The organism is Evansella cellulosilytica DSM 2522 (assembly GCF_000177235.2).
GTDB classification, from domain to species: Bacteria; Bacillota; Bacilli; order Bacillales; family Salisediminibacteriaceae; genus Evansella; species Evansella cellulosilytica.
The window spans coordinates 1,845,115-1,863,756 of the sequence record NC_014829.1 but is presented as its reverse complement, the minus strand read 5'-3'; the positions used below and the strand labels follow the sequence as shown (position 1 = coordinate 1,863,756).

Genomic DNA, 18,642 nt, shown 5'->3' with positions numbered 1-18,642 from the left:
TTTTATATTTTACAAAGTTTTTTTTTCGTTTTATAATAAAGTGTACTATTATTGTCACATATTATAAAATAGTTATGTTACATACATAAAAGGGGGGAAGCGCTATGGATCGTATGTTCCGTGTAATTAGCTTCTGGACTGGTGTTATGGCCGTATTATTTATGGCTGGTGGTATGAATGAGATGGCAATATTATTCTTCGGACAGACAGGAGCATTTTTAGCTCTAAGCTATTTAAAGCTTTCGGAAAGAGCATATGTGTATATTTTCGGTGCCTATTTAACATTATTTTTCGTCGGCTTTACTTACTACTCCACGTTCATATTAGTTCCTGGTATAGGTGGACATTAGCATGAAAAAGGAAAAGCATCAGTAAAGGTTTGGGGTCTTTATTGATGCTTTTTCTTTATATTTATTTATAATCTAACTTCGAGTCTAAATGATAAGGGTCTTCAGTAAAAATAGTGTAATTTTTTACTTCATTGACCACTTTTCCTTGTACATTTACTTGGAATGAAGAACTAATACCACCAGGGTATACTAATGATTGAATCGCTCGATTTTGTTTAAAGCTCTCGGAGAATGGATCCAAGTGATTTGCTTTTTCCAAAAATGTAAATAGCCCTGCTTTTAGTAAAAAGCGATCTTGTTTCTCGTGAGTAATTTCCTCCAAATTTAATTCCCTAGAAATTTGTTGAAAAGCATCCCATTGTATATGTGATGTCATATCCATTTCTGAAGGGTATTTTAGCGGATCATCTATTAATTGATGCTTATAGTATCCACGTAATGAACCAAGCCTTCTTTCTTCTCTATTTAATTCTTCATTCGTATATCCATAGTCTACAGTCACAACTAATCCTTTTCTTAACCATTCATTTACGTGAATTAACCACTCTCTCATCGCCAAATTGATTTCAAATCTATATCCATCGGCTAAATCAGGACCATACACGTTCAACCATGACGTTAGCTTATTATCTTTACATGGCACAATGACTTCTTTTACTTCTGTTTTATTAACGTCAACAAGAACTTCATATAATTGATTACTATGTTTCTCAACTACACGGACAGGAAAAGCATCTATTAATTCGTTTGAAAAGATAATACCCTCAAGGTGAGGGTAGCAATGCTTTGCCTCAATCATACTCGAAAAAATTCTCACTCTCTCTTTGTGCATGTCAAGTATATTTAATAGCATAGCTCGATGATACTGGCTTGATTCTATGATAATGTATTGCATTTTCTCATATACCTTTTCATCAGTATGTAAAAAATAATCTAGTACGTTTTTTGCAAACATCCCTTCTCCTGCTCCAAATTCACAAATATAAGGGGAGATTTTTTCTTTCTTTATAACATCTAAAAAAAATCGTGCGAACGTCTTCTGAAATACAGGATGTACATGGTTACTTGTATAAAAGTCACCTTCTTTGCCTAACTTAACTCTATCTTTCATATAGTACCCAATTTCTTCATCGTACAAGGAGACACGCATATACTCCTCCATCGTTACTGGAAATGCTAGCTTTTCTCTTAAAAAATTGATTGCATTCAACTTCATACCTCCAAACATCCTATCACATTAACTTAACACTATTGACACAGTGTTTTTGTCTTATTATAATAAACTTGTCAGTAAAACAATGATCTTCGGGAGTTCCCCCTCCCCCTCAAGAGTTCATTGATACTTGATTAACTCCCCAAACGGCCTTCTATGTTCCCCATAGAAGGTCATTTTTTCATTTTACAAAAGTTACTTACCAACCAAATCCGTTTATAAACGGATTAATTTCCTTTTCCTCTCCTATCGTTGTAACAGGTCCATGACCATTCGCCACAATCGTTTCATCTGGTAAAGAAAGAAATTTGTTATGAATAGTATCCATTAGTGTTTCTTGACTTCCGCCTGGTAGATCTGTTCTCCCCACTCCACCATGAAAAAGCACATCTCCTGAAAAAATAACATGACTTTCAGGTAGATAATACGATACACTTCCTGGTGAATGACCTGGAGTAGTATAGACTTGAAAGGTGAAAGGACCTACCTCAAGTGGGCCTTCCTTTGTTATTAAATGCTCCGCTTCACCAACACTAATTGGAGTGATTCCCTGAAATAAACCAGAACCATTTAACTGTGGATCAACTAACCATTGTTGTTCATTTTTATGTACGTATAACGGAGCAGAAAACTCTTTTTTAATTCTTTCTACAGCTCCAATATGGTCAAAATGCGCATGGGTTAATAACACAGCTTGAATATGAATGTCTTCTGATTTTAACCAGTTCAACAATCTTCCCTCATCTCCACCGGGGTCAATCATTACTCCTGTTCCGTTCTCATAAACGACATATCCATTAGTTTGTAACGGCCCTAATGGTAATTTCTTCCATTTCATATTTATAAATACCTCCCTCTTATTTCACTATACAGTTTAGCAAATATTATTGAAATAGAAAAAAGATTTAATACTCGACAAACGCATAGAAAATAAGTAAAATATTAAATGTATTTATGTACATAATAAGGGATAGCTTTGTGCACTATTGGGGTTCTTATTTGTAATCAATGACTTTAAGGAGGGGCTATACATGACCTTAGGGATTATCACTTTATTAATTGCTATATTAGCTGCCATTGGACTTTTTCGTGAATTAAAACGTAAAAACTTTTTTGCAGTTGGATTTGCCTTTGTTGCTGTCGCTGTTTTTGGTTGGTTTTCTGTTAGAACGATCGTATCGATTATTTTAGACAGTATCCAAACGGTAGCGTAACTCATTAAAAAGAGGGTACCCATAAGGACACAAAAATTGTGCTTTATGGATACCCTCTTTTAATATATAGTTTTTATTATTCATCACTAGAAATAGTTATTTTACTCTGAACTGCCTGAAGCTTTGTTTTCATTGTTGATTTTTTATCTCTTCTATCATCTATTCTTATATTTGTCGCAACCCTTTTGTGCCCGAGCTTAAAGGGAACCTCATGAATATCTTTTATGATTTCTAATAAATCTGATACATCCCCCTCTATTAGCGTACTCATTGGCGTCAATTCAATATGAATATCTTTATCAGTTGCTTTTAATAGACGATGGATCTCTGCAACTACTTCAGAAACACTTGTAGTGCTCGATCCAATTGGAATGACTGTTACATCTGCAATTGCCATCTTCTTGTTCTCCTTTCTAGTTTTACTACTTTTAATCCTATGAGGAAACTCTTTAATAGCTAACCTTCTGTAAGCCATTATAGCTGTTTTCATATGCTTTTTATCAGGCTCTAATGTCGTTACGTTTTTTTGGAGCCAGTAACTTCCCTTTAGGATTCCATTTCGTAAAAATGTTTGTTTTCGTTTATGTAACCATTTTGTTAGAACAAAGGCTGTCAATATTGAAAAGTATGCTGCTATCTTCATTGAGTGAAGCCAATGAAATGGAGACATAACAAGAATGATAAACGAAAGAAAGATTACTGATAGAAAGTACAATAATATTGTATTGGTTGAACAGTATCTATTTGTAATTTCTGCTTCACGTATATCCCTTAATCTTGAGATAGAGATAGTACCGTTATAACTAAACACCTTATGCTCTGCACCGTGATATTTTTTTAATTGTTTAGGAAAACAGAGATGTGTTCCGTATAAAAAAAATATAAGTGCAAAATAGGGGATACCTTCCCATTCAATAGAGGTAAAAGACTTAGGGACTAACACCAATATTAACAATATAGAAAGCAATAGGAAATACCACTTAGGCATAGAAAATAAAACAAGTTTACTTATTTCAATTACACTGTTTATCGAAATCGGCTTTATCCACGTCTTGTTTTGTTTCTCATTAATAGCATAGGAGCAAGCGATATGTTTCCTACCAATAAATAAAATCCCCTTTTGAAATGACATTCCTCTAACCATCGGTGTTCCTACTCTCTATTGAATATTACTAGTGCGTTGAATATCCCAATATCTTAGTCCTTCTTGCTCTCCAAGAAAGTCCACAATACTATGATGATGAGGTAAGTCTTCGACAATACCCCCCCAAGTATGATAATAGATTGCTTGTACATAATGGATATCATCATCTAATGCGTCTTTCACATAAAGTGATATATTACCACGTGGGCCTAACATCTCATTGTCACGCATCTCATTTGGAAATCGCATCGCAATTCCATTATCCGTTTCTGTACTTACATTGTTATCATATATGATGTCTTCCGATTGGTGTAACAAAAGGTGTTCAGAAGTTATTGTACCTTGCACACTTTCCATTTCTCCATTTAATAATATAATTTCAATAAAGTCGTCTCCTGACAACCCATCTTGTGGAAAGTCTGTCCAATGCCAGGTTACATCTACGCTATAAGAACCGTCACTCTCAGCATTTGTATCAACTGTAAATTCAATATGATTTACCAATTCCTCATTCGTTATAGCAGGTGTTTGTGTAAATGTTATATAACCAAATATAAATAACCCTATCATGACCGCTAAGGGTAAAAATAATACGATACGATGTTGTTTCATAAATATACTCCTTTTTTATAAATACAAGAAGATGTGTCAAAGGGAAAATTATCCAGATGACACATCTTTATTTTAACCTTGCTTTGCTAACCATGCTGCTCCATACACACCAGCATCATTCCCTAATGTTGCAATTTTTATATGTGTCTCACGTCCAATTTTTGGAATCGCATAAGATGTAAAGTACTTCTTAATCTCACCAACTAAAATATCTCCCGCTTTTGAAACACCGCCACCTAACACAATCTTTTCAGGATTTAGCGCATTTGCTAAATTTGCTAAAACAAGACCTAAATGGTGAGAAGCTTCTTTCACAACATTTTGTGCTACGGTATCACCAGCTTTAGCTGCATCAAAAACATCTTTAGCTGTTAAAGCACCATTTGCTTCCAGTGTATCTTTTAACACCCCTGCTGTACTTACTGTAGCAGCTTCCGTTCCTAAGCGTGCAATACCTGTAGCAGAAGCGACAGTTTCTAGACAACCCTTTTTCCCACAATTACAAGGCGCACCATTTTCAAGTACTGTTGCAATATGACCGATTTCACCCGCCATACCACTTTGACCATGAATGATTTCTCCACCAGCAATGACGCCTCCGCCAACACCAGTTCCTAATGTAACACAGAGTAGATTTTCTGCTCCTTCTCCAGCCCCTTGCCACATTTCACCTACGGCTGCTAAGTTGGCATCATTATCAACAAAAGTCGGTATATGAATAGCTTCTTCCATTTTTTCCTTTAACGCAAAATCTTTCCATCCTAAATTAACCGCTTCAAAGATTAATCCCTTCTCAACATCAATAAAGCCTGGTGCCCCCAAACCAATTCCTATCACGTTATCTTTACTGATCGCATTCTCTTTTAATTTTTCTTCCACACTATGAACGATATCTGAAACAATATATTTTCCATGTTCCGCTGTATTTGTATTAATTTCCCATTTCATTTTCATCGTACCTTCAATATCAATCAAGGCGATTTTTACTGTAGTTCCACCTATATCTACTCCTACTAGCATGTTTTTCTCCATATGTATCTACCTCTTTTTCTAAATTAGTATTCGTATATATTATAGCATGACAGCGATTACTATTGTGTTCTTTTCAGTTTTTCTATCCTTCTTTCTTGCATGATTGTTATATTAGCATCACGGTATATTTTTTCATCTATTAACCCTAGCTGATATAGCTCTTTTATTTCTGTTTGTATTAAATCTAAATCCCCACATTTGTCACCTGTGTATATAAAAGTATGATACTGCTTTAAAAGTTGCTGAAGCTCAAAGTATGTCATTATTCTCACCTATTATATTCTTTTTTTATATTATATCAGTTTAATAAAGGCTAATAATAGTAAAAGAATAATTGGTAAATATATGAGTCCCTCATTCAATCTATAAAGTCCCTTTAGCTTCATGATTACAATAGCCCCTAATATAACAGTCCCAATGAAAACTGGTAGCAGTAAGAAGAGTAACCATGCCGAAAAACCGATGATAGCAAAGTCAATACCTATCAAGAAGAAAAATGCTGATAGTATGATAAAATGAAAAAATGAGCTCTGTGGAAAATAACCATATGATGGATGATAATGTTTAAAGAAAAAGAATGCTAGGCCTAAACAAAATGCGAAAATAGCTATTTTAGATAGAAGTAACGGTAACCAACTAAAAAATGCAGCACCGATAATAACTCCAATCCAAAAGGATCCAAAACAAAAAATACCGAGTAAAATAAAAAATATATTTGTATACCAAATTTTAATAGTAATTAGTGCGCCTAGTGTCACACCTAATATAATAAAAAATAATAGAAATAACAAGAAAGAAACAATCATCAAAAATACCTCCTCACTACCATCATATGACTAAATCATTGATATAGGACAAGAAATTCATTTGATTACTACGCTTTTAAATTGGTATACTTAGTTCGTTCAATGGAACTGAGATTGTAGAAAAGAGGGAATAAAATGAGTCAAAAAAAATTAGAGGAAATCCTCCAACATGGTATATACGGAACACCAGAATTGTTACCAGAAGAGCGTAAATTATTTTTAAGTACCATTTCTGAACGTATTTATTTAGCACTTACAAATACTCAAGTACGTAAGCGAGGTTTATATAAAGAAGCAGAAGAAATTATGAAGAAAGAGAAAAATGTACAACTATACATAAACGGTTATTTAAATTATCCTTCATATTCTAACTATGTACAAACTGCCAATAAACATGGTGTCGCTTTTACCATTATTAACGACGGTCATGATACACCAATTGGTATTGTCTTAGCTGCCAATCATGCCATTGATAGTGATAAAGATTTTTTTATAAAAGATGCTGAATTTTTTACCGATATGCCAGAGTAATAAAAAAAGTAAATGGGATGACTCAAAAGATAAAGTCGATATCTTTGAGTCATCCCTCCTCTATTTGTCTGGGTCTAATGGATGAATTGCTCTTGGTCTACGTTTTTTTAGTGGTATTGGCGCTCTAAATAATACATCTCTCAAACTTTTTGCATTGAAAGGGATAAACGGCCATAAATAAGGAGTATCGTATGCTTTCATTGTTGTAAGAAGAATTAACAAACAAAGCGTCCCAATCATATAGCCTGGCACATGAAAAATCGCAACAAAAATCAAGAATATTACCCGTATTAATCTATTTGCTAAGCTTAGCTCATAACTCGGTGTCGCAAATGTACCAATAGCTGCAACAGCTAAATATAGGACTACCTCAGGAGTAAATAATCCAACTTCCATAGCGACTTCCCCAATAAGGATTGCTGCAACTAAACCTAACGCTGTGGCTAATGCATTCGGTGTATGAATGGCTGCCATCCTCAGCATCTCAATTCCCGTTTCAGCAATGAGAAATTGTGCTAGTAAAGGTACCTCACCTGGATCATCTGTCCCTAAATATGACAAACCATACGGAAGTAAGTCTTGATTCATGGCATATAAATACCAAAGAGGTAAAAGAAAAATAGATGCCCAAACTGCAGCAAACCTTACAAGACGAAGCGCAGTTCCTATCGCTGGTTTTTGACGGTATTCTTCTGCATGCTGGAGATGGTTCCAAAAAGTAGTTGGCGTAATAATAACACTTGGCGAACCATCCACCATCACTAAAACATGACCTTCAAATAAATGCGTCGCTGCTACATCAGGTCTCTCTGTATAGCGTACAAGTGGATAAGGATTCGTATATTGTCCAAACAAATATTCCTCGATTGTTTTGTCACCCATTGGCAATCCATCTGTATCAATATTCTGTAAACTACTTTTAATATGTTCAACTAAGCTATGGTCAGCAATATCATCAATGTATGTAATACAAATATCCGAATGGGATCTTCTACCAATACGTACGTATTCATTACGTAAAGTACGGTTCCTTACGCGTCTACGCATCAAACCTACATTAAAAACTAATGTTTCTACGAAACCGTCCTTTGACCCTCGAATAACCTTCTCTGTATCAGGCTCTTCTGGGCCTCTGACAGGGTATTCCCTCGTATCTATGAGAATGATGTCATCATAACCTTCAATAACGAGTACCGTTTGACCAGATAACAGTTGAGTAATGACTTCTTCTAAATCATTATTTGTTTCAATTTCTATAAAAGGAATTTTAGTTTTTGTTAAAAGATTAATTACATCCGTATTATCCTCATCTTTTATAGCAATGAATTCCCTTTGTATTTGTGTAATAGCTTGATCCTTAGCAAATGCATCAATTGCAAATAAGGCCATTGAAATACCAGAATATTCAAGTTCAATAAAGACAATGTCGAAGTTTTTGTCTACTGCCAGTTGATCTTTAAGATATGATACATTTGTGTTTAAATCTTTTGAAGCTGGCCGTTTTATACTGTCCATTTTTATCCCCCCATCTTCCTTTTTCATTGTTTGCTTAACGATAGAAAACAATGCATAAAAGTTTACTACTTCTGTTTTTTTTGCATACACGTCTCATTCAAAACATATATAACATATTAGTTAGCTTGTCTTTATACAGGAGGAAATAGAAATGAAAAGCCTATTAAAAAAAAGTAAAACAATGATATTTTTTATATTAGCAATAATTACATTATTATTTATTCTTCTACCCGTTGGTGAAACTACCACTAATTTAAGTGAGGCGCTTATTTATTTTCCAGAAGACGATAAATTAACGTTCATAGAAAGTAATTCGAATGTTAAGTTATTAGAGCTTAAGGACGAGAATGAGTATATTTTAGAGTGGTCATTCGATTCATTAACAGATGAACAAGTGTATTTACGCCAAGATATCTCTCTTTTGTTTGAAAATGGCGTTTTAGTCGATTTGATGAATCATTCTGAAATGAATGCAGATAAAGTGATTGGTGACAAGCAATATTATGGGGAAGATAGTGGGAAGCATGAGATGATAACGCTACATTATGCAGAGGTACATCACTCGGACGAGGTAATAAAAAGTAAAAGAATAATCACTTCGGATCTTCTTTATATTATCGACTCACCTTTATCTCCGATAATGACTTTTAAAAAGCCTAGTACTACAATGGAATCTAGAAGTAAAGATTTACTGGACTCCATCATTGATCAGCAATTATCGTATATTTATGATGGACTAATTAAAGAATTTAATATTGATAAATCACAATATGAAGAAATTCCTTTTACGGAGATAGTGAAATACAACGATGACGTTCTCCCTTCTTTTAGTAAGGAAGAAACGTCAGAGATCGTTGGAAGACTTTGGGAAGGTTTATATAGAAATTACGTATTAGGTATAAACACTTTTAATGATAAAGAATATGATCCTATCGGCAACTCATTGCCACTTGTCCTCCTTCATAAGGGTGGTGGACATTTAATGGTATTATTTGAAACTGCGGATGGCACGAAACAACAATTATATCAGCTTATTGAATCACATTAATTTATTCTATAAAATTTGCTAACTCTTCTTGAAGTTCTAAGTAATTTGATTGATCTGGCTTTAACTCAATAGCTTTCAAAATATGCAAATATGCTGAATCATATATCCCATCTTGATAATAAAGTAATGATAAGTTATAGTGTGCTTCATCGGAACCTGGAGGGGCATTTTCTAAAAACTGGTGAAAATAATGTTTCGCTTCCTCCACTTCCCCTAGTCGCGCATGAAGATATCCTAGAGAAAAATATGTTTCATCCAAAATTGGTTCGGCTTCTTCTTTATTTCCTTCAACTATTTTTTCAAAATACTGTTTTGCTTCAAATAGATTATTTTCTTCTATATATTCGCGTCCAATCTGGTAGTATACAATATACGATTGCGTTGTTAATGGTTGGTTATAGCCATAAGAAAGTAATGAAAGGAAGGCTATTATTGTTACAAATATAGCAATTATTTGACTTTTTACATTTTTATTTCTTGGAAGGCTGACAATTGCTGATGCAGCAAAACCTCCAATTAATCCCCCGATATGTGCACCATTATCAATCATTGGCACGATGAAACCGAATGCTAAGTTAATGGAAAGAATGACAATGACATTCATCCCCATTGTTCGAAAAAATAATCTTTTATGTTTAATTCCGAAATATAGTAATGCTCCAAAACACCCAAAAATCGCGCCACTTGCCCCAGCAGATACTTGTTCATTTAATGCAAAACTAGCTATTGACCCAACTAAACCAGCAATTAAATAAATGATTAAAAACCTACCTGTTCCATAAATCCGTTCTACGGCACTTCCTAAATAGAATAAGGCCAATGAATTCATCATTAAATGAAAAAATCCAATATGCAAGAACATCGCACTAAAAAAGCGCCACCATTCCCCTTGTAGTATAAGCGGGTTGAACTTTGCACCAAATGAAATCAATGTTTCAGTACTCATAGAAGATCCATTGTACTCAACGATGGCATACATAATTAAAATAGTAGCTAAAAGAATAAATGTAACTATTGGTTTTCCATAAAAAAATACTTTTCTGTCCTTTTCTACCTGGTTTTCCGATGCTTGCATAACAGCATAGCGTAAAGCTCTAATTTCTCCTTCAATATCAATGAGTTCATTAACAAAAGTAAAACTAGGAGTTTCCTTTAGCTTCCATTCTGTAGCTAATGGAAATAATTTCTCATTCATATTTTGTAATGTCAATAATATCGTTCGCTGTTGCTGTTTCCCACCTGCCGTAAGTGGCAATGCTTGATCAACTAAATGTTCATAACTATCAACTGGTGCATAAGGTGATAATACAACATTTATTACATTGGCCGATCTTAGTTTTAATTGACCCCTAATCGTCTTTGCTTTATCGTAAGTTTCACTTATATCATGCCTGAGTTCTTTACTCCAATCAAAGTCTTTATAGCCTATTCGGATGATTTGAAATGGCTCTGTTCTATCATCCTCTAGCCAAACTTCCTCTCCCTTCTCACTGATGTGAACGACGCGCATCCCCTCTTTATTCACAAGGTGATGCAGTATTTCCCAAAATCGCAGTTGCACAGTTAATAAATTCATGGAGTCACCCTCTACCCATCATTAAAAAAATTGTTAAAAACTACCTTTATACGAATGAAAGAAGTAGTTTTTCACATCATGTAACGTATATAGTTCTTTTATGACTTCATGATCGGTCTTCCTTTCCTCGTTTCTCGTATTGAGAAAAATGGCATCCCAACCAGCGTTTTTCGCTCCTACAACATCCTGTGACCAAGAGTCACCGATATAAATGCATTCTTCATTTTTCATATTAACGCTTTCTTTCACAAAAGAGAATAACCTATAATCAGGTTTATGGAACCCTATTTGCTCAGAAATAAAAATATATTTTTCTGGAATCCATCGTCTTAATTTCAGTTTATTCATTTTTGAATTTTGAACTTTAACGTTTCCATTCGTAATAATTCCATATTTTATCTTACAAGTGTTTAAAAAAGTAAATAAGTCATATAATCCAGGGTACGCTTCACTATAACTTCCAACTACGTCTTCGTACTCCTGATGAAAAAGATCTGCATCTTTTTCATCAAATGGAAGGTGTAATGATTTCATCGTTTCATTAAACCTTACTCTCTTATATTCAACTCTCGATAACTTTTTTTGTTCATATAAAGGCCAGAATATATCACAGTTCTTTTTAAAAACCTTAAAGAACTTAGTAAAAGAGCATTCGTGATCTACTACTTTCTTTCTAATGAACACTTTATAGCACCATTCAATAGCAGCTTCAAATGCTTTTTCATGACTATATAAAGTATTATCTAGATCAAAAAATACTGCCTTCCAAGTCACCAATACACCTCTTTCCTCATTATACCAATTGTAGGTATTATTTAAAAAGTAATATCCATTTACTAATACTATACTTAATGAAAAAAACTGTAGAGTATGCACGTTTAACATCCTCCCCACTTAAAATCATAACGATTCCTTGAGGAAGGAATATTCTCGCCTCGCCCAAAACAGATAAAAGACAATGTCCCAAATGGCATATAAGCCTTTTGGGACACCGATAACAAGTAAACTCGTTTTAAAGGATATACATTTAATTTTACTGTTTAAAAATAGTTTACTACCGTAACATTTGATACATCATTTTTTCTCTTACTGCTGGTATACGCATAACTAAAGCTACTGATAAGCGTCTAAGCCATCTTTTTGAAAGAAATGCATTGATTACACGATATCTGTTATTAAATAAGCTCATTACACCAAAGAAGATGCCGATCATTAACAACATTCGTTGCATCGCCATTCCCTCCCTTCTCTAGTAAATAGGGTGGATTAAATGAGCCCTGTTTATCCTTAAGAAAAAAATAAATATATACAATAAACGATTAGTTGTGACTTTTTGTTTTTGTTGGAAGGCGCGAAGCTCTAGTGTTGAAAAGTGAGTGTCCGCGATCCAAAATTAAAAACCAAGTTGAATGCAATGCACAGAATCCCGTAGTCACTCAAAAGTCCACTATAAGTGTCTTATAGTGGACCGTGGCAAGGTAGCCATTGCAGAGGCTTCTGTTAGTTATTAACTTTAATTAGATCTTGGACAATGGCTCCATTGCTTTCTTCAAAACATCTGCAGAATGACGCAGCTTTTGTTCCTCTTCTGCATTTAAATTTATTTCTACCACTTGAGATACACCATCTTTATTGACAATGGCAGGAACACCTATATACAAATCGTCTAGGCCATATTCACCACGCAACAATGTGGAGACGGTAAGAATGGAGCTTTCATTTCGTAGAATTGCCTTCGTTAACCTTTTAAGCCCCATCGCTATCGCATAATGAGTTGCTCCTTTTCGCTCGATGATATGATATGCTGCATCACGAACGTTAATGAAAATATCATTTAAATCACTATTTTTTGCATCAGGCTTATACTTTTCAATATAATGATCAATAAGTTCTACCCCTATCCTTGTTTGGCTCCATACAGGTAACTCCGTATCCCCGTGTTCCCCCATAATATAACCATGTACATTTCTCGGATCAATATCTAAGTACTGTCCTAATAAAAACCTAAAACGTGCCGTATCTAATATGGTTCCTGAACCTATTACTCTTTCCATCGGAAGACCTGAAAATTTCCACGTTGCATAAGATAGTATATCTACAGGGTTTGTAGCAACAATAAATATTCCATTGAACCCATTATCCATTACTGCCCCAACGATCCCTTTAAATATTTTTGCATTTTTCTCAATTAAATCGAGGCGTGTTTCACCAGGCTTTTGGTTTGCACCTGCTGTTATTACTACGATATCGGCATCTTTACAATCCGAATAATCTCCAGCCCAGATTTTCATGGGTGATCCGAATGGGATGCCATGATTAAGGTCCATGGCATCCCCTTCAGCCTTCTCTTTGCTCAAGTCAATTAATACTAACTCATCAGTTATATTTTGATTTGTTAACGAAAAAGCATAACTCGATCCAACAAAACCAGTCCCAATAACGACGACTCGCGTAGTCTTATTTTCGTAAATCATATCCATCAACCTTTCATATTAAAATAATTGTCAGTGCCAGAAATAATATTCATTAACATTCACACAACTAATGTCATTATTATTTTTCTCCATTAAAGTTATCTATATGATTTTAAAATTCTATCCTCGGTAATTATGAAGTTAACACGTTTATCATGATGTTCGTTCGGAATACATTTGACAAGTTGTCGTTCAAAACAGACAGAGCATGTTTTAATAGAATTCACAGACAAAAAACGGTCGTAATAGCCACCCCCATAGCCTACTCTGTACCCTCTATAATCAAAAACCAAGCCTGGGACTAAAAGAAGTTCTATTTCTTTTGGCGCAATTTCTTCTACTTCATGTATGTTCGGTTCTTTAAGTCCATAAAAAGACTGTTCCAGCTGATCAAAAGAAGTAATTTTATAAAATATTAATTGCCTGTTTTGAGGAATACACTTCGGAACGACCACTACTTTCCCCTGCTCCCAAGCCTTTTGTATAATATGAAATGTGTCAATTTCACTTTTTACTGAAATAGTAATACCTATTACTTTTGCTTTTGTCCATTCAGAAAAATGAAATAATTGATTATGTATTTGTTTTGTCCTCTTTTTTACTTGGCTACTATCAAGAGAAGCTAGTTCGTCTAATATCTTTGTTCTTAATTCCCTTTTCTCCACTACCAAAACCTACCTTAATATCAATGTTTTACAAGTTTATATTAACACATTATATAAAAAATTAATTAAATTGTATAAAAACTCTGTAAGAAAGTTCCTAAGCTATGGCAGCTGATAAGGAACAGGATTCCCCCTAGTAAAGTAAGAGGTTGACTCAAAAGGTAAAAAATCAACCTTTTGAGTCAACCTCTCTTTTCTTCCTTTTAAAAAAAAAGTGACTCAAAGCAAACAGCTTCAAGTCACTTATACCTTATTATTTAGTCTCACGATGTAACGTGTGACGGCCTAATCTTGGGCTATATTTTTTAAGCTCCATACGGTCAGGATTTTGACGTTTATTTTTAGTAGTGATGTAGTTACGATCACCAGTTTCTGTGCAAGCTAAAGTTACTTGTACGCGCATACTTTTTCCCTCCAAACTTTAAACTAGTTCATACCTTAAAATAATATCAAAAAGTAGCATGATGTTCAAGAGGATTTATTTGTTAGAGTGTACTTTTTCACCTAATAATAACTGGTATTGCGAATGTAGCTCTTCAATTTCATATAAATGTTCACTTTTTAATTCCCACTCATAAAAGAATGTTGATGAATGACTCGGTAATATAAAGTCAAATTCCATTCCCCATCCATTACTTCCTTTAGTCAACGGCTGGAAAGGTAAGGTCGTTCCTCTTGCCCAATTATCCATGTTTATTAATCTCGTACTAAACTTACCACATTTACCTTGATCGCTAATACTTCCAAATAAACGATAATCTTTTCCATCATAAAGAATGATGGCAGACTTTGAAACAGAATAATAGACGAGTGGAATGTCTGCCTTACTATTCGTTTCAAAGCGAATTAAGTTTGTAACATGTAATGGAAGGTCACATTTGTTATGCAAAACAATCTTACTTAATTGCTTTCCCTCTGTTTTCATAGGTAGATGCATCCATTTCCATGATATATTATTACTTTCTCCTTGCTTAAAATGTTGGAATTCTGTCGGATTTAGCATAATTATTTCTTCACTCATTTTAATCGCGTATTCTTTATTATAATCAATGGATAACTTCGGCAATACAGACATTGAACATTCCCTCCTAAATAAATTTTTAGCTACTTAGTAAATAGCTTATGTATAAAAAAGGTTCTATTTTATGTTTTTTATAATAGTAATAGTAGTTTAATAACTTTGTATCACCATCTTACCTAGAGATGCGTTTTACAACAAGAAGGTATTTTTGTCATTAAATGTCATGCCCCTCTCCTTCGTTGTTATAATAATTAAAAAAATTTTATATTTTTTTAATTAATCCATATACAAAGGAATAACTAAAAACAATTCTACAAACAATTATGTAATTCTTGGTATTTTTTATGAACAACTCGCGTGAAACCGTGCTTTTTTGACATTTCCTACTTACGACATCTAGGAAGGAAAAAGAAATTGTGTTATAACTAATGATGTATGAGAAAGAGATTTGAAAAACGGAGGAAAAAGTAATGGAAATAACAATAATTATTTTATTTGTTTTATCTACTCTTCTTTTCATTTTATCGATTACACAAAAGGATCGATCAAAAGAAGTTGAAAAGCAATTAGAGAACCTATCAATTCAATTAATGCAGGAAATGTATCAAATTAAGAAAAAAGTGAAAGTTCTTGAAGAAGAAACAATGCTTCCTTCGTTAGAAAGTAATTCTGCTAATAGTAATCGTCCTCTTACAAGGGACGATGTGTTAACTATGTATGAAGACGGCTATTCAGTAGAGGATATAGCAATGATTACTAATAAAGAAGAAGCGGTAGTAGAAGAACTGTTATCAAGTCGAAATTAGGAAGGGGAAAACAATCGTGTCTATAAAACATCAATTACGCGGCTCAGCTATTGGAGTTTTTGCTGCTACCTCTATATTCTCATCCGTATATTTCTTTTCCGGTGCTTCTGGACAAGCAGAAATAGAATCAGACGAGCCCTTAACGATAGAAGATGCCCTTTCTCAAGTTGAACAAGAGGATTTTACAGTACTAACAAACGAGGAATACTCTGAACTACGTGATCAATTGTTAGCACTTGAAAATGAAATTTTACTGCTTCAGGAGAACAATCAACAAGACATAGTTGAAGAAGAGACTACTGAGGAAGTTGAAATCGAAGAAGAGACTACCGAAGAAGAGGCTATTGAAGAAGAGGATTCTAGCATAATTGAAGTAACGCTGACTGTTGAAGCTGGAATGTCTACAAGAGATATTACAGAGCGTTTAGAGTCACTAAATATTATCGAAGATGCTAGAGCATTTGAAGCGTATATCATGGATTTAGAACAAGACCGTTATTTAAGAATGGGCGACTACGATGTTTCTAGCGAAATGTCTTGGGATGACATTATCGATGTCTTAGTTCAATAACTATAAAAAGGGAGACTCAACAGGTAAAAATCAACCTTTTGAGTCTCCCTTTTCTTTCATTATTCACTTTCTTCTTCATCTTCATCGTCTTCTTCATCTTCTAACAAGTCTTCGTCCCAATTCAATGGCCCACGGCGTTCTTCCTTTAAGTCAAAATACGCATCAAGCACTTTTTGAGAAATTGTATTAGCAGCACCACTAGCACTTGCCTGGTTACTGATGCCTGGAACAACGACTGCAATTGCAACTTCTGGGTTATCGTAAGGTGCAAAAGCTACAAACGTTTGATTATTCGCTGGTTTCCCATCTACAAAGACCTGAGCGGTACCTGTTTTCCCAGCTGCATCGTACGGTCTATCCGCAAAAAAGCTTCTAGCAGTCCCTTGATTCCCGTGTGTCACTCGGTGAAACCCTTTTTTCACTTCATCAATATACCATGGGTCCATATCTAAAGAATTTAAAATCTTTGGCTCCACCTGCTGTGATATTTGCCCTAATTCATTCCTATCTCTACTAGGTTCTCTAATTTCTTTTACTACTCTAGGGGCTACACGATAACCGTCGTTTGCTATCGTTGCAACATACTGTGCTAACTGCATCGGTGTGTACGTATCAAATTGTCCAAAAGACAAATATAATAATCTACCTGGCTCTGGAATGTTCCCGCCATTAATACCAGCTGATTCATTAGGTAAATCAATACCTGTCGGAACACCTAAGCCAAATTGTGCATAATAATCACGCAATATATCATATCCACGGTAGTAATTACCCCAACTTGAAGAAACACCAGGACTATAGCCAATAAGTCTCATAGCAACATATACCATATATATGTTAGAGGACCTCTCTAAGGCAGTTAAATGATCTACTGACCCTAAAGTTGTATGTGAGCTTATTGTTCCTCCACCAGAAAGGTTCATCGTTCTATCCCATACACGATCTCCTGGAGCAAATACTCCTGAGTCAAAGCCAGCAAGCACTGTTGCACCTTTAATCGCCGACCCCATTTCAAAGCTCCCAGTAAACGTCGTCAACACATTTCTATTTGCTTCATCTCTATACCCTGCCATCGCTAAAATATCGCCAGTATGTGGCTCCATCATGACAACATAGGCATCAGGGTCACCAACGAACTGTGAATAATATCGTTCAGACTCTACTGTATCCTTTATCGCTTTCTCAACATGTTGTTGTAATTCCATATCAAACGTTAATACTAAATCATTTCCTCTACTTCCAACATGTTCCTCAGGATTCCGTAAGAAGTTACCATCCTGATCCATAAAGTTTTCTAGACGCCCATTTCTTCCTCGGAGGACTGATTCATACTGTGCTTCAATATAGCTCGTTCCAACTTGTTCATTTCTTAAATAACCATTAGCAAGGTAATAATCGATATTATCACGTTGTATTGATCCAACGTTTCCAAAAACTCTACGGAGAGAATCGCCGTATATATATTTTCTTTCAGCATCACGAATGATATCTACACCAGGCAGGTGTTCTAAATTCTCCATAATTAACGCAGCCTGCTCATAAGTGATTCCTTGTGCCACTTTATGTGGTAAATCATTATACCCAGTATTAAATTCTCGCCACAAAGAATAAACTTGCATTTCATATTCATCTTCTTGAAGCGCATCAATCTCTTCCTCAGGAATTCTATCAAGACGAGCCGTGTGTGCTTCTGCATTTGATAATTCTAATTCACTTTCCTCTTCTATGGACATTAATTCTATATATTCATCATGGTTAAGCAGTGCCCAATATTCCCGTAAATCTCGTTCCGTTCTTCTAGATTCAATAGTAACAAATTCATTTAATTTTCTAGCCGTTTCTATCATTTCTAGCTGTGGTGTTTTTCTATTAGTATACGTAACGGTAAATTGGAGTTCATTATCAACAAGGATGTTTCCATATCTATCATACATCAAACCTCTTGGTGCATCTATCGGAACACTCACGTTTATCGTACGTTCTAGTTGTTCTTGAAATTCCTCTCCTTGAACAATTTGCACGACCCCTAGCCTCAAAATAAGAGCCGAAAACAATAAAAAGACA

The 18,642-nt window shown here is 34.7% G+C and carries 22 protein-coding genes; 6 read left to right on the top strand and 16 right to left on the bottom strand.

The genetic code is table 11. From position 1 onward, the window contains the following. The first annotated feature begins 104 nt into the window (after window positions 1-104). Window positions 105-350, top strand: a complete 246-nt coding sequence (locus BCELL_RS08420) for a DUF2626 domain-containing protein (protein ID WP_013488271.1) — start codon at window positions 105-107, stop codon at window positions 348-350. Window positions 351-411: 61 nt separating this feature from the next. Here BCELL_RS08420 and BCELL_RS08415 read toward each other — a convergent pair whose 3' ends face one another. Continuing rightward, window positions 412-1,560: an SAM-dependent methyltransferase gene (locus tag BCELL_RS08415; RefSeq protein ID WP_013488270.1), complete on the bottom strand. Its 1,149-nt coding sequence runs from the start codon at window positions 1,558-1,560 to the stop codon at window positions 412-414. Between the two features lie 202 nt (window positions 1,561-1,762). Beyond that, window positions 1,763-2,401 carry an MBL fold metallo-hydrolase gene (locus tag BCELL_RS08410; RefSeq protein ID WP_013488269.1) on the bottom strand — a complete coding sequence of 213 codons (639 nt, stop codon included), beginning with the start codon at window positions 2,399-2,401 and terminating at the stop codon, window positions 1,763-1,765. Between the two features lie 193 nt (window positions 2,402-2,594). Here BCELL_RS08410 and BCELL_RS08405 point away from each other — a divergent pair, with 193 nt between their 5' ends. Then, window positions 2,595-2,777 (top strand): DUF2759 domain-containing protein, encoded by a 183-nt coding sequence (locus BCELL_RS08405; RefSeq protein WP_013488268.1) that lies wholly within the window; start codon window positions 2,595-2,597, stop codon window positions 2,775-2,777. Window positions 2,778-2,853: 76 nt separating this feature from the next. Here BCELL_RS08405 and BCELL_RS22090 read toward each other — a convergent pair whose 3' ends face one another. The 5 genes from BCELL_RS22090 to BCELL_RS08380 form a co-directional block, all read right to left on the bottom strand. Continuing rightward, window positions 2,854-3,921 (bottom strand): MTH1187 family thiamine-binding protein, encoded by a 1,068-nt coding sequence (locus BCELL_RS22090; protein ID WP_013488267.1) that lies wholly within the window; start codon window positions 3,919-3,921, stop codon window positions 2,854-2,856. Between the two features lie 15 nt (window positions 3,922-3,936). Continuing rightward, complete coding sequence (locus tag BCELL_RS08395; RefSeq protein WP_013488266.1) at window positions 3,937-4,533, bottom strand: hypothetical protein; 597 nt, start codon at window positions 4,531-4,533, stop codon at window positions 3,937-3,939. Between the two features lie 72 nt (window positions 4,534-4,605). Next, window positions 4,606-5,565, bottom strand: a complete 960-nt coding sequence (locus BCELL_RS08390; protein ID WP_013488265.1) for an ROK family glucokinase — start codon at window positions 5,563-5,565, stop codon at window positions 4,606-4,608. Window positions 5,566-5,624: 59 nt separating this feature from the next. Next, entirely contained in the window at window positions 5,625-5,828 is a 204-nt protein-coding gene (locus BCELL_RS08385) for a YqgQ family protein (RefSeq protein ID WP_013488264.1), read from the bottom strand. 30 nt (window positions 5,829-5,858) lie between these two features. Next, window positions 5,859-6,371: a hypothetical protein gene (locus BCELL_RS08380; protein ID WP_013488263.1), complete on the bottom strand. Its 513-nt coding sequence runs from the start codon at window positions 6,369-6,371 to the stop codon at window positions 5,859-5,861. Window positions 6,372-6,506: 135 nt separating this feature from the next. On the opposite strand from BCELL_RS08380, the gene BCELL_RS08375 reads away from it, so the two are divergent. Then, window positions 6,507-6,902 (top strand): YueI family protein, encoded by a 396-nt coding sequence (locus tag BCELL_RS08375; protein WP_013488262.1) that lies wholly within the window; start codon window positions 6,507-6,509, stop codon window positions 6,900-6,902. Window positions 6,903-6,962: 60 nt separating this feature from the next. Here BCELL_RS08375 and BCELL_RS08370 read toward each other — a convergent pair whose 3' ends face one another. Next, the gene (locus tag BCELL_RS08370) at window positions 6,963-8,417 is read right to left on the bottom strand and encodes a spore germination protein (protein WP_013488261.1); all 1,455 of its coding nucleotides are present in this window, start codon (window positions 8,415-8,417) and stop codon (window positions 6,963-6,965) included. Window positions 8,418-8,568: 151 nt separating this feature from the next. Here BCELL_RS08370 and BCELL_RS08365 point away from each other — a divergent pair, with 151 nt between their 5' ends. Further along, window positions 8,569-9,465, top strand: a complete 897-nt coding sequence (locus BCELL_RS08365; RefSeq protein WP_013488260.1) for a hypothetical protein — start codon at window positions 8,569-8,571, stop codon at window positions 9,463-9,465. Window position 9,466: 1 nt separating this feature from the next. Here the strand turns inward: BCELL_RS08365 and BCELL_RS08360 are convergent, their stop codons facing one another. The 7 genes from BCELL_RS08360 to BCELL_RS08335 form a co-directional block, all read right to left on the bottom strand. Next, window positions 9,467-11,041, bottom strand: a complete 1,575-nt coding sequence (locus BCELL_RS08360; protein WP_013488259.1) for a rhomboid family intramembrane serine protease — start codon at window positions 11,039-11,041, stop codon at window positions 9,467-9,469. Between the two features lie 33 nt (window positions 11,042-11,074). Next, a complete protein-coding gene (locus BCELL_RS08355) occupies window positions 11,075-11,917 on the bottom strand; it encodes an HAD family hydrolase (RefSeq protein ID WP_049786631.1) in 843 nt (280 codons plus the stop codon). Window positions 11,918-12,095: 178 nt separating this feature from the next. Continuing rightward, window positions 12,096-12,272, bottom strand: coding sequence for a hypothetical protein (locus BCELL_RS22360; RefSeq protein ID WP_013488257.1), 177 nt, complete (start codon window positions 12,270-12,272; stop codon window positions 12,096-12,098). A gap of 286 nt (window positions 12,273-12,558) precedes the next feature. Further along, on the bottom strand, window positions 12,559-13,515 hold the full coding sequence (locus tag BCELL_RS08350) for an L-lactate dehydrogenase (protein ID WP_013488256.1): 957 nt from the start codon (window positions 13,513-13,515) through the stop codon (window positions 12,559-12,561). Window positions 13,516-13,613: 98 nt separating this feature from the next. Next, the gene (locus tag BCELL_RS08345; protein WP_013488255.1) at window positions 13,614-14,180 is read right to left on the bottom strand and encodes a 5-formyltetrahydrofolate cyclo-ligase; all 567 of its coding nucleotides are present in this window, start codon (window positions 14,178-14,180) and stop codon (window positions 13,614-13,616) included. A 253-nt stretch (window positions 14,181-14,433) separates the two neighbouring features. After that, a complete protein-coding gene (gene rpmG / locus BCELL_RS08340; protein ID WP_013488254.1) occupies window positions 14,434-14,583 on the bottom strand; it encodes a 50S ribosomal protein L33 in 150 nt (49 codons plus the stop codon). 75 nt (window positions 14,584-14,658) lie between these two features. Further along, on the bottom strand, window positions 14,659-15,255 hold the full coding sequence (locus BCELL_RS08335) for a hypothetical protein (RefSeq protein WP_013488253.1): 597 nt from the start codon (window positions 15,253-15,255) through the stop codon (window positions 14,659-14,661). A 416-nt stretch (window positions 15,256-15,671) separates the two neighbouring features. On the opposite strand from BCELL_RS08335, the gene BCELL_RS08330 reads away from it, so the two are divergent. After that, complete coding sequence (locus BCELL_RS08330; protein WP_013488252.1) at window positions 15,672-16,007, top strand: hypothetical protein; 336 nt, start codon at window positions 15,672-15,674, stop codon at window positions 16,005-16,007. 16 nt (window positions 16,008-16,023) lie between these two features. Further along, entirely contained in the window at window positions 16,024-16,578 is a 555-nt protein-coding gene (locus tag BCELL_RS08325) for an endolytic transglycosylase MltG (RefSeq protein WP_013488251.1), read from the top strand. Between the two features lie 59 nt (window positions 16,579-16,637). Here BCELL_RS08325 and BCELL_RS08320 read toward each other — a convergent pair whose 3' ends face one another. Continuing rightward, a complete protein-coding gene (locus BCELL_RS08320) occupies window positions 16,638-18,599 on the bottom strand; it encodes a peptidoglycan D,D-transpeptidase FtsI family protein (protein ID WP_245546972.1) in 1,962 nt (653 codons plus the stop codon). Window positions 18,600-18,642: the final 43 nt, after the last annotated feature.